This window comes from Pseudomonas sp. JL2 (assembly GCF_031570495.1).
Classification (GTDB): domain Bacteria; phylum Pseudomonadota; class Gammaproteobacteria; order Pseudomonadales; family Pseudomonadaceae; genus Aquipseudomonas; species Aquipseudomonas rhizophila.
On sequence record NZ_JAKUDH010000012.1, the window covers coordinates 15,917 to 27,857 of the forward strand.

The 11,941-nt window shown below is 56.9% G+C and carries 11 protein-coding genes and 1 pseudogene; 3 read left to right on the forward strand and 9 right to left on the reverse strand.

The genetic code is table 11. The annotated features are described in order from the left end of the window. Nucleotides 1–144 precede the first annotated feature (144 nt). From MKS85_RS16385 to dibA, 6 genes are all read right to left on the reverse strand, one after another. Entirely contained in the window at nucleotides 145–1,134 is a 990-nt protein-coding gene (locus MKS85_RS16385) for a sulfate/molybdate ABC transporter ATP-binding protein (protein WP_076383223.1), read from the reverse strand. A 3-nt stretch (nucleotides 1,135–1,137) separates the two neighbouring features. Further along, a complete protein-coding gene (gene cysW, locus MKS85_RS16390; RefSeq protein WP_107321447.1) occupies nucleotides 1,138–2,007 on the reverse strand; it encodes a sulfate ABC transporter permease subunit CysW in 870 nt (289 codons plus the stop codon). Between the two features lie 12 nt (nucleotides 2,008–2,019). Then, the gene (cysT, locus tag MKS85_RS16395) at nucleotides 2,020–2,838 is read right to left on the reverse strand and encodes a sulfate ABC transporter permease subunit CysT (RefSeq protein ID WP_047230311.1); all 819 of its coding nucleotides are present in this window, start codon (nucleotides 2,836–2,838) and stop codon (nucleotides 2,020–2,022) included. Between the two features lie 213 nt (nucleotides 2,839–3,051). Beyond that, the gene (locus tag MKS85_RS16400; RefSeq protein ID WP_047230312.1) at nucleotides 3,052–4,065 is read right to left on the reverse strand and encodes a sulfate ABC transporter substrate-binding protein; all 1,014 of its coding nucleotides are present in this window, start codon (nucleotides 4,063–4,065) and stop codon (nucleotides 3,052–3,054) included. Between the two features lie 51 nt (nucleotides 4,066–4,116). After that, nucleotides 4,117–4,299, reverse strand: coding sequence for a sulfur starvation response protein OscA (oscA, locus tag MKS85_RS16405; protein WP_047230313.1), 183 nt, complete (start codon nucleotides 4,297–4,299; stop codon nucleotides 4,117–4,119). A 142-nt stretch (nucleotides 4,300–4,441) separates the two neighbouring features. Then, nucleotides 4,442–6,349 (reverse strand): phosphodiesterase DibA, encoded by a 1,908-nt coding sequence (gene dibA / locus MKS85_RS16410; protein ID WP_139048649.1) that lies wholly within the window; start codon nucleotides 6,347–6,349, stop codon nucleotides 4,442–4,444. Between the two features lie 146 nt (nucleotides 6,350–6,495). Here dibA and desA point away from each other — a divergent pair, with 146 nt between their 5' ends. Together desA and MKS85_RS16420 are read left to right on the forward strand one after the other, a co-directional pair. After that, on the forward strand, nucleotides 6,496–7,680 hold the full coding sequence (gene desA, locus MKS85_RS16415; protein WP_076383221.1) for a delta-9 fatty acid desaturase DesA: 1,185 nt from the start codon (nucleotides 6,496–6,498) through the stop codon (nucleotides 7,678–7,680). A gap of 272 nt (nucleotides 7,681–7,952) precedes the next feature. Beyond that, on the forward strand, nucleotides 7,953–8,486 hold the full coding sequence (locus MKS85_RS16420) for a cysteine hydrolase family protein (protein ID WP_310663018.1): 534 nt from the start codon (nucleotides 7,953–7,955) through the stop codon (nucleotides 8,484–8,486). 69 nt (nucleotides 8,487–8,555) lie between these two features. Here MKS85_RS16420 and MKS85_RS16425 read toward each other — a convergent pair. Next, a pseudogene (locus MKS85_RS16425) lies at nucleotides 8,556–8,735 on the reverse strand (serine/threonine protein kinase); the annotation flags it as partial. Nucleotides 8,736–9,236: 501 nt separating this feature from the next. Here MKS85_RS16425 and MKS85_RS16430 point away from each other — a divergent pair. After that, nucleotides 9,237–9,596: a DUF6124 family protein gene (locus MKS85_RS16430; protein ID WP_310663019.1), complete on the forward strand. Its 360-nt coding sequence runs from the start codon at nucleotides 9,237–9,239 to the stop codon at nucleotides 9,594–9,596. Between the two features lie 366 nt (nucleotides 9,597–9,962). On the opposite strand, the gene MKS85_RS16435 is transcribed toward MKS85_RS16430, so the two are convergent. Further along, nucleotides 9,963–10,781: a hypothetical protein gene (locus MKS85_RS16435; protein ID WP_310663020.1), complete on the reverse strand. Its 819-nt coding sequence runs from the start codon at nucleotides 10,779–10,781 to the stop codon at nucleotides 9,963–9,965. Between the two features lie 94 nt (nucleotides 10,782–10,875). Continuing rightward, nucleotides 10,876–11,673, reverse strand: coding sequence for a restriction endonuclease (locus MKS85_RS16440; protein ID WP_310663021.1), 798 nt, complete (start codon nucleotides 11,671–11,673; stop codon nucleotides 10,876–10,878). Nucleotides 11,674–11,941: the final 268 nt, after the last annotated feature.

Sequence of the window (11,941 nt, forward strand, 5' to 3'; positions counted from 1 at the left end):
GGGTTATTCGGATTCGGCTCGGGGTGTCAGTGAGGGCGCCATCGCGAGCAAGCTCGCTCCCACAGTGGATTTTCATAGGTACACAAATAGTGTGTTCACTGAAGTTCTACTGTGGGAGCGAGCTTGCTCGCGATGCTTTTGATCCTAGAGGTTTGAGACTTTCTGCCAGACCTTCGGCTTAAAGAACAGCGTCTCGCCCTTCGCCAGGCCCACCAGACTGTCGTGGTCCTTCACCACTTCAGCTTCGATCAGATCGCTCTGGCCTTCCACCTTCAGGGTCACCCGGGTGGTGGCGCCCAGCGGGCGAATGTCGCGCACTTCGGCGGCGTGGTGATCCTCCAGCTCCGAACGCGACAGCGAGACTTCATGGGGGCGGAACAGCACATGTCGATCCTCACCCAAGTGCAGGCGGTTCGAGTCGCCGAGGAAGTGATACACAAAGTCGCTGGCCGGGTTTTCGTAGACATCGCCCGGTGAGCCAATCTGCTCGATCACACCCTTGTTCATCACCACGATCCGATCCGCGACTTCCATGGCCTCTTCCTGGTCGTGAGTCACGAACACCGAAGTCAGGTTGATGTCCTCGTGCAACCGTGCCAGCCAGCGCCGCAGTTCCTTGCGTACCTTGGCGTCGAGGGCGCCGAAGGGTTCGTCCAGCAGCAACACCTTGGGCTCCACCGCCAGGGCGCGGGCCAGGGCGATACGCTGGCGCTGGCCGCCGGAAAGCTGTTCGGGGTAACGGTCGGCAAGCCAGTCCAGTTGCACCATGTTCAATAACTCGTGGACCTTGGTCGCGATCTGGCTTTCGTTCGGGCGTTGGTTCTTGGGCTTCATGCGCAAGCCGAAGGCAACGTTGTCGAACACCGTCATGTGGCGGAACAGGGCATAGTGCTGAAATACGAAACCGACGTTGCGATCACGCACGTCGTGGCCGGAAACGTCCTCGCCGTGGAACACGATGTTGCCCTGGTCCGGGGTTTCGAGGCCGGCGATGATCCGCAGCAAAGTGGTCTTGCCGCAACCCGACGGCCCCAGCAGGGCCACCAACTCGCCGCTCTGGATGTCCAGGCTGATATCGTCGAGGGCCTTGAAGGCGTGGAAATTCTTGCTGACGTTACGAACTTCGATCGACATGACTTATTCCTCCGCGGCGCTGGCGCGCAGGCGGTTGATTCGGTTTTCGCTCCACTGCTTGAGCAGCAGGATGAAGAGCGCCAGGATCAGCAACAGGCTCGCCACAGCGAACGCGGCCACGTGGTTGTATTCGTTGTAGAGGATCTCGACGTGCAGCGGCAGGGTGTTGGTGACCCCGCGAATGTGCCCGGACACCACCGATACCGCGCCGAATTCGCCCATGGCCCGGGCGGTACACAGCACCACGCCATAGATCAGCCCCCACTTGATGTTCGGCACGGTGACATGCCAGAACATCTGCCAGCCATTGGCACCCAACAGGCGCGCGGCTTCTTCTTCCTGGGTGCCCTGCTCCTGCATCAGCGGGATCAGCTCACGGGCCACGAACGGCACGGTGACGAAGATCGTCGCCAGCACGATGCCCGGCAGCGCAAACACAATCTGGATGTCGTGATCCGACAGCCACGGCCCGAACAGGCCCTGGGCACCGAACATCAGCACATAGACCAGGCCGGCGATCACCGGCGACACCGAGAACGGCAGGTCGATCAGGGTCACCAGCATGCTCTTGCCACGGAATGAATATTTGCTCACGCACCACGCGGCGCTGACCCCGAACACCAGGTTCAGCGGCACCGAGATCAGCACCGCGATCACCGTGAGCTTGAGCGCCGACAGCGCATCGGGTTCGAAGATTGCGGCGAAGAACGCCCCCAGGCCCAGCTTCAGCCCCTGGGAGACCACGATGAACAGCGGCAGCAGCAGGAATAGCGCAAAGATCAACCAGCCAAGACCGATCAGGACTCGCCGCGATGTTGCACTGCCGCGGCGGGCGGCGTTGGTGGAGGCCGCGTAAATAGACGATTGGGACATGTTCGCGCCTCCTTATGGGGTTTCGATGCGCCGCTGCAGCAGGTTGATCAGCAGCAACAGGACGAAGGAAACCACCAGCATCAGCACGCCGATGGAGGTGGCGCCGGTGTAGTCGTATTGGTCGAGCTTGACCATGATCAGCAGCGGCAGGATCTCGGTTTTCATCGGCATGTTGCCGGCGATGAAAATCACCGACCCGTACTCGCCCACGCCACGGGCAAAAGCCAGGGCGAAGCCGGTCAACCAGGCCGGCAACAACGCCGGCACAAGGACGTGGCGGAACACCTGCCACGGCTTGGCACCGAGGCAGGCGGCGGCCTCTTCGACTTCACGGGGGATATCGGCCAGCACCGGCTGCACCGTGCGCACCACGAACGGCAGCGTCACGAAGGTCAGCGCCAGGGTGATGCCCAGCGGGGTGTAGGCGATCTTGAAACCCAGGTCGGTGGCAAACTGGCCGACCAGGCCGGTCGGCGCATACAACGCCGTCAGTGCAATACCCGCCACGGCGGTGGGCAAGGCGAACGGCAGATCGATCATTGCATCGATGATCTTGCGACCGGGGAAGGTGTAGCGCACCAGCACCCAGGCCAACAGCGTACCGATCACACCGTTGATGATCGCCGCGCACAGAGCAGTGCCGAAGCTGAGCTTCAAGGCCGCCAGCACCCGTGGCGCGGAGATGATCGCCCAGAACTGTTCCCAGGTAAGTTGGGCGGCATGTACGAACATTGCCGCCAGTGGTATGAGCACAATCAGACTGAGGTACACCAGGGTGTAGCCCAGCGTCAGCCCGAAGCCGGGTATGACGGGGGATATGCGACGCGACATAAAGGTCCTTGGTTGAGAACGCGCAAAAACTGTGGCGAGGGGATTTATCCCCGTTGGGCTGCGAAGCAGCCCCAAAGCAGCCGACTCAATTCACCTGAGCATAAAGACATGCCAGATTCAGGGCCGCTTCGCGCCCGAACGGGGATAAATCCCCTCGCCACAGATTCAGTGTCCGGCCTTAGCTTGTAATCAGCTCATTCAGGCCTGCCCAGCTTACTGCGCCTGATAGATCTGGTCGAAAATGCCGCCATCGTTGAAGAATTTCGGCTGGGCGGTTTTCCAGCCACCGAAGTCCTTGTCGATGGTCACCAGGTCCAATTTCGGGAACTGCCGGGAGTACTTGGCGGCCACGTCCTTGTCACGTGGACGATAGAAGTTTTTTGCGGCGATTTCCTGGCCGGCCGGACTGTACAGGTGTTTGAGGTAGGCTTCGGCGATCTCCAGGTTGCCCTTTTTCTCGGCATTCTTGTCCACTACCGCCACCGGCGGTTCGGCGAGGATCGACAACGACGGCACGACGATGTCGAACTTGTCCGCGCCGCCGTCTTCTTTCAGCGCCAGGAAAGCTTCGTTTTCCCAGGCCAGCAACACGTCGCCCTGACCGTTGTTGACGAAGGTAATGGTCGAGCCACGGGCGCCGGTGTCGAGGATCGGCACATGCTTGAACAGTGCTTGAACGTATTGCTTGGCCTTGGCTTCGTCACCACCGTTGGCCTTGAGGCCATAGGCCCAGGCGGCGAGGAAGTTCCAGCGAGCACCGCCGGAGGTCTTCGGGTTCGGGGTGATGACCGACACGTCATCCTTGATCAGATCGCCCCAGTCCTTGATGCCCTTGGGATTGCCTTTACGCACCAGGAAAACGATGGTCGAGGTGTACGGTGTGCTGGCTTCCGGCAGGCGTGTTTGCCAATCCGCCGGCAGGGACTTGCCCAGCTTGGCGATTTCGTCGATGTCGCCAGCCAGAGCCAGGGTCACCACGTCAGCCCGCAGGCCATCGATCACCGCCCGACCCTGCTTGCCCGAGCCACCGTGAGATTGCTGGATCTTCACGCTATCGTCCGGGTGCGCTTTCTTCCAGAAACTGGCGAATTCGGCGTTGTAATCCTGGTACAGCTCGCGAGTCGGGTCGTAGGACACGTTAAGCAACTCGTAATCCTTGGCAAAAGCGGAACCTGCAAAAACAGCGCTGGCCAAGACGGCCAAGGCATAACGGCGAATTGACGGCATGGTGAAAACTCCTGGAATTCCGGTTTTTTTATGTTTGTGAAGTGTTGGTCTTCAACCCGGTTTGTGGCTCGGCTGCTGCAACCGGAATTTTTCCTTGCGCTCGATCTGGACGACTTGCGCGTTGTGCACAGTGATTTCCACCGCGCCAAAACGAAGGTCCCGCAAGGCATTGAGGATCTCGCGCAACAGAGTTGCTTCGTCCTGACCGTCAACGCTGCGTAGAGATGCGCTCATGCTATTGCTCCTTGAATGCCTGGAAGTGGGCGGCACCGTTTGTGGCGTAGGAGCAATACTAGATAGGCGTAGATATTCTTAAAAAGACTATTTAAGAATTTTTATATAACCAAAAACACAAGCAGCCGATGTGCAAAGGCAATTAATTGATTGCGGGCGCGCGATCCCAATCCAGCTGCTGCGCGGCAACGGGTCGTCCGAACCAGTAGCCCTGCCCCATCCCACAGGCATGTTCCAGCAGGAACGCTGCCTGCTCGCGCTGCTCGATGCCTTCGGCTTGCACTTGCATACCCATGCTGCGGGCCAGGGCGATGATTACCCGGACAATCGCTGCGTCGTCCTCATCCCACGGCAACCCGGCCACAAAGCCCTGATCAATCTTGAGCTTCTGGACGGGCAAGCGTTTGAGTCGCAGCAGCGACGAATAACCGGTACCGAAATCATCGATAGCCAGTCGCACCCCCAATTCCCGCAGACGGTGCATTTGCTCCAGGGCCACCTCCGGATCGTCCATCACCGCGCTTTCGGTCACTTCCAATTCCAGACAGGCCGGGTCCAGGCCTGAAACGTGCAGCACCCGCGCGACCTGTTCGTACAGCTCCCGACGGGCGAACAGCCGACTGGAAACGTTGACCGCGACAAACGATAACGCCACCCCGGCCTCCTGCCATTGACGCATCTGTCGACAGGCCTGCTCCATGACCCAGGCATCGATTTGGGCGATCAGCCCGGTGCGCTCGGCGATGGGAATGAACTCGGCCGGCGAAACCAGACCGCGCTCGGGATGTTCCCAGCGCACCAAAGCCTCGACACCGATCAGGCGGCTGGTCGCCAGATCGTGTACCGGCTGGTAATGAACCCGCAGCTCCTGCTGCTGGAGCGCGCGTCGCAGTTCGAAGGCGATCTCGACCCGTTGCTGGGCATGAGCGGTGAGTTCTTCGGTATACAGGGCGTAGCCATCGCGCCCGGCACTCTTAGCCTTGAACAAGGCGGAGTCGGCATTGCGCAGCAGTTGCCCCGCGCTGAGGGCATCCCCGGGAAACAGGCTGATGCCCACGCTGGCATTGATGAACAAGAGCTGGTTTTCGAGGCGCAACGGTTCTTTCAGGGCATCGATAATGCGCTGGGCCAGCACCGCCGCCTGCGCCGGCTGCGAGCAATTTTCCACCAGCACCGCAAACTCGTCGCCCCCCAGCCGGGCCAAGGTCACGCCGGGCGCAAACAACCCCCGGAATCGCTCCGCCACGCTTTTGAGCAATTGATCGCCAACGTGATGCCCCAGGCTGTCGTTGATGTTCTTGAAATGGTCCAGGTCCACCAGCAACAAGGCGCAGCCGCGTTTGTGCAACTGCGACGACGCCAGCGCCTGCTCGGCGCGATCGGAAAACAGCAGGCGATTGGGCAGACCGGTCAGCGGATCGTGGTGGGCCAGGTACGCCAGTTCGTGCTCCGAATCCTTGATCGCGCTGATGTCCGAAAACACCGCGACGTAATGGCTCACCTGACCGTTATCGTCGCGAACGACGCGGATCGTTTGCCATTGCGGGTAGATCTCACCGCTTTTACGTCGGTTCCAGATCTCGCCGCTCCACTCGCCACGGCTGCCCAGGGACGCAAACATCTCCTGGTAGAAATCCGCCCCGTGACGGCCAGACTTGAACAGGTTGGGCCGCCGGCCCAACACCTCATCCCGGGCATACCCTGTAATCGTCATGAAGGCCCGATTGACGTGCACGATCAGGCCGTTCGGGTCCGTCACCAACACCCCTTCGCGCGTGCAATCGAAGACGGCGGCGGCCTGGCGCAAACGTTCGCCGTCGGCACGGTGTTCGCCTGTTCCGAAAAGCCGGGATATCCGCACACCCGCCAGGAAAACCAATCCGGCGCTGACCAGGACCCAGGCATATCCGTTGATCAACTGCCAGCGAAGCTGATCGGCAGATTGATCGAAAAAGCTGCTCAATAAATAACCAACCAGCTGCAGCCAGACGACCGACAGCACGAGATAAAGCAGCGCTCCACGCATGGCGCTGCGGTGATAGACGGTCATTCGGCGATCCATGTCCCCACAAAGAGGTGGGAATTATAGAGTAAGAAACATCCTGCCACTGTTATCTGAAAGGCCGACTGGTTTTATCTGTGCGGCAGGTGATAATGCAACGGCTGTTTCTATCTTTATCGAGGGCCCTATAGCCTATGTGGTACGAAGGTTTTCTTGGCTTGTCGCCCTGGTCACTGGTGGCAGTCACCCTGCTGATGACCCATGTCACGATCATTGGCGTCACGGTCTACCTGCACCGTTATTCGGCTCATCGCTCCCTGGAGCTCAACGCCGGCCTCAAACATTTCTTCCGCTTCTGGCTGTGGTTGACCACGGCGCAGAACACCCGCGAGTGGACCGCCATCCACCGCAAGCACCACGCCAAATGCGAAACCGTCGATGATCCCCACAGCCCAGTGATCAAAGGCCTGTCCACCGTGCTGCGCAAAGGCGCCGAACTCTATCGCGCCGAAGCGGAAAACCCCGAAACCCTGCGCATCTACGGCAAGAACTGCCCTGATGACTGGATCGAGCGCAACCTCTACAGCCGCTTCCCACTCATGGGCGTGGCGATCATGGGCGTCATCGACCTGCTGCTGTTTGGCACTATCGGCATCACCATCTGGGCCATCCAGATGATGTGGATTCCAGTCTGGGCCGCGGGCGTGGTCAATGGCCTGGGTCATGCCGTGGGCTACCGCAACTTCGAATGCCGCGACGCGGCGACCAACCTGGTGCCCTGGGGCATCCTGATCGGTGGCGAAGAACTGCACAACAATCACCATACCTACCCCAATTCGGCCAAGCTGTCGGTACGCAAATGGGAGTTCGACCTGGGCTGGGCCTGGATCCAGGTATTCAGTTTCCTGCGCCTGGCCAAGGTCCAGCGAGTCGCGCCGATCGCCCACCGTGTCGAGGGCAAGGGGCATCTGGACATGGACACCGCCATGGCGATCCTCAACAACCGTTTCCAGATCATGGCCCAGTACCGCAGGCTGGTCATCGCGCCGCTGGTCAAGCAGGAACTGGAAAAGGTCGATCACTCGGTCCGCCACCAATTCCACCGGGCCAAACGCCTGTTATCGCGGGAAACCAGCCTGCTGGATGAGCGTCACCACGCGCGCATCCAGAGCATGCTGGAACACAGTCAGGCGTTGAAGGTGATCTACGAAAAACGCCTGGCCTTGCAGCAGATCTGGGCCAAGACCAGCAGCAACGGCCACGACATGCTCGCGGCCATCAAGGAATGGATCCACGAAGCCGAGGCCAGCGGCATCCAGTCCCTGCGCGACTTCGCTGACCAGCTCAAGACCTACTCGCTGCGGCCTGCAACGGCCTGATAAGCAACCCCGCCAGCCGGCGGAATGCTGTTCACTTAAAAAGATGGCGCTTCTCCTTGAGTGGGGAAGCGCCTTTTTTTGGGGTTTTGTGTGCTAGTGTCGAGCTATGACCCATTATTGCCTCACCTCGACTACCACCACCACGACCGCTGAAAGCGGAGCGTGCGAGGTGTCGTGAGCCAATAGCAGACGAACTTCAAAGGCCCGCCAGCGATGGACAGGGCCTTTTTTTCGCCCTTGTGTCGCTGGCTCAAACGCAAGGAGATGCACTCATGTACGCCCTATTGATACTCGATATCCAAGTCGGGCTTGTTCACGGCCCGGAAAAACCATGGCGCTGCGAAGAGTTGTTGGGAACAGTGAATACCCTGATGGACAAGGCACGCAGCGCTGGCGCCCCGATTTTTCTCGCGCGCCACATTGGGCCCGATGGATCTCCAATCGAACCAGGCAGCCCGTTGACGATGATTGCGCAGGAACTGAAGCTTCTGGGTGAAGAGGTGGTATTCGAAAAACGGCGGCCCAACGCCTTCGAAATGACCGACCTGGCGGAGAATTTGCGGTCTCTCGGGGCTACCGGCGTGGTGATCACTGGCATGAAAACCCAATACTGCGTCGATAGCACCTGTCGTGCTGCTCGTGATCTTGGCTTCGACGCGGTACTTGTCGCCGAAGGCCATACCTGTTCAGACACGCCAGTAATGAAAGCCAAGGACATCGTTGCTCATCACAATGCGACTCTTGAAGGGCCGTTCTGCCAACTGGTTCGGGCTGAGGAGTGGAGCTTCCAGCAGAGCCGAAACTAAGGGAATGCACATGGCTTGCCGGCCACAAGATGCATTGCCGGCACGCTCATGACATTGCTCGCAACCGACTCACCACCAGGACGACTCAGCACCCCAGGCGTCACGCAACTGCGCCGCAGTAATGCGGCGCTGTCCCGGATCAAACGTCAGCGCCAAGCGCAACGCCGCCCAGCAACGCCTGGGCAAATTGCGCGGCGCCTTGAGTTGGCGCTCCATGCGGGCGTCTCGAGCTTGGGTTGAAGGTAAACGGCTGTCCTCCAATTAAAATTCACCAATTTTATGCGCTGCATGCCCATGAGAAACGGGGGAGTTCAAGCTGGATTTGATGCGCAAACGGGATGACCGGTGCAGCGCCCAGTGTTGAGGCGACGTTTTGGTAAGTCCTCTCCCACAAATTGCAGGCATCCTTCAGACCGCGCCTACGGCCCGATTGTCGCGCTTGCGCCAAGCTACGCATCCTTGCGCCTTTGCCTACAACTACGCCAGAATCCGCCCGCTTGTGCGCCTTGTCTCCGGGCTCTATCGTTTTCCCTGCCACTGCCCATCAGTGGTCGGGTTTAGTAGCCCAGTAATACACATGGCTGCATGAGTCTCATCAGTCAGGCATTGCCTGCACTCGATGGTGGCTGTGCGCATGGCGCCCTCGGGCGCGCCGGGCTTTGTGTATTTCACCGGTCTACTAACTTGCGCACAGCTGCCTCCATTCGTTTAGTAGCGAGATGGTGGCGGCCTACTAAAGGAAATATACAAATGTTCAAACATTCACCGAATCCGCCAGAGGCGGACCAAGCTCCTCCGCGCACCAGATCCAAAACCAAAAAGCACGACGAAGCCGCAAAACGCGCCCTGGATTTCTATCTGTTGCCAAAACAGACGAAGCCCGAAGACGCCTCTAAACCGGGCCAGCTATTCACCGTCGTAAAAGACATCGACAACGAATCCCTGTTGGCCAACCTCAGCGAAACCCTGGCTTCGGCGGATGCGATGGTCAGCGACCTGGCCTTCGAGTTGGAAGGCTCGCGCCGCCACTTTGCCCTTGGCATTCAGCAACTGATTGAATTGAGTTCGTTGCTGGCGAACCGGGTGCTGGATAACGTTGATCCGCGATAGCAAACCATCCGATATCAAACCCGACGTATTGCGTCGGGTTTGATGTATTTGCATCCAACCGCAGCCTTCCTAGCGAGCCTGTTTCATTTCATCACTGGGCTGCGCGCTTCCACCTAGCTTATCTCTGATACTCCATGCGCATTCCGCAGTAACTCAAGGCTGCGCTTTCGTTTCGATGCATCACCTACCGACATCAAGCAAACGGCCCAAATACTGACTATTGACCCTCGCCTGCTGTCGGCCACAACCAGCCACTCCCGTCACGTCGCTATGATCCAAAGTAGACACTAACGTTTGGTTAAGGGGCGGACTTTCGTACGCCCAGTGAACGAAGCGAACGGTTTGAACCAGTTGTTAGAGGTTGCGTTACTCTGGATCGAATGTATGTTCTTCATGGTAGCGAAGAATCGTATACATTTTTGCTACGCCGTTTATTGTTTGAACTTCAACATCGACTACATATGCTAGCTTGTGCCATGGTTTAGAGAATCGCTCGTCACCCGCAAGCATGGCTTCTTTCACCGCATTATTTTCGAATATTACTTTCAACGGCCTCTTAGATATGTCCTCAATAGTTGCTTTGTCGCCTGTGTGTGACTCGCTATCAAATTTTGTTTGATACCAATACATTACTTTATTTCTTTGAATGTGATCCTCGGGCTCAACGAGGCGTTCAAGTTGGCGCTGGATAGTGTTCTGGGCGGCATTGGCTTCTTGAGAATTTATGAAAAACTGATTAATCACTGTGCCGCCATTTGATACAGTGAAATTTAGCTGGGAACCATTGTCTTTCGCTACTGGTTCTAGGATGTTGTTCCACTGCTTTAGGTCTTGTTTGGAGACTTCTTTTGGCGGGTTGTCAATTTTGCCAAGAAACCAATCTATGACTGCTTTAGCTTGGGTTGTCCACTCTGATAGTGAGCCTTCACCCCAGACTAATGGAACAATAGGCATTGCAAGCGCTACAAGCTCGACAATTATGGAGCCCGTGCGAACCTCTTTAATGTATAGCTCTGTGCTTGCATTGTAATCTTGGTTAGTTTCGGATTCGATAAATCGCTGATATTGCTGATTTATGCCAAGCAAAGACATCGTCAGATCAGTTAACACAACCGGCCTTTGATTGTTAATCTTTATTTCAAGTTTCTGGTTGAAATCTATTTCAATCACGTTACTGACTTCCATGAGTAACCTCTAACCTTTGGTTAAGGGGGGGGGGGGGGGGGGAGTTAGCCCGTCCCAGTGAGTGAAGCGAACGGTTTGAATCAGATGTTAGCCGCTACTCCTCCTCAAGCTTGCCCATCATTGCCTTTGCCATGAGTTCAGTAACGTAAAACTCTCGCGCTCTAGTTCTTCCAGTGTCTGGTTGATATTCCCCATTCTCGTACATGCTCCATTCTGCATTGAGAAGACGCTCATCCAAGTGATTCAGGTTCAAATTAAGCCAGTTGCATAGCTGCTGGAAGCTGTCCGCGACGGCTTCACCTTTGCGCTCCGTCAGCACCATCTGTAGATCAATAGGATAACTTCTATCTTCTGCCGCCATTATCGCGCTTCTAGCGGTTCTAAGAAGTTCTTGACCAGTAAAAGTAAAAACATTGTCAATGATGTCATGTCGAAGGCCGTACTCAATTCTCGTGCGCTTGGAATGCGACCAGTATCTGTCCTCAAGCAAATTTACTCTTTCTCTATAAACCTTTAGAATCTCGCTCTCTGCAAATTCTCTTGTATCAGAGACTAGCTCATCGAATGTTTTAAGTTTTATATTGGTTTTGCTCGCGGCCTCAATAGCGCCTTTCTGAAAACCCGCCATAGAAATAATGAAGCCCCGATCAGCGCCTACATCCTCAACGATTGCCCTGAGCGCGAGCACCTGATTCTTTTTAACTTTTGTTTTCCAGAATTTCGCCTCGATCAGCCATACCAAATCTTCCCCAAGATATCTGGTTTGCACATAGACATCGATATCGTGACATGTCCTGACACCGTGTATGCGAACGTTTGTTCGAGCCTCTGCGCCCAGAGACACAAAGTGATCTTTTATCCGCTCCTGGAATTGGAACCATTCTTCTGGCATCGCACAAATCTCAAGATGTAGCTAACCATAAGTAGACGACACAAGCGGGGTAATATTTTTCCGCCACTTGTGTCTAATAACGTTCCCTGTCCATGGATAACTCCTTCACAAGCTTGCAAAACGCGGAGGAACCGCGACATGGGCGGGTAGAAAAAGCGACATGGCCTGCAAGGAGATTACGAAGTTACTAGCAGCGTGTCCATGGCCTGTTTTTGGCCGGTTACTGCTCTGCTCGTGACGAGGAATTAGTCACCTTCACTAAGACGCA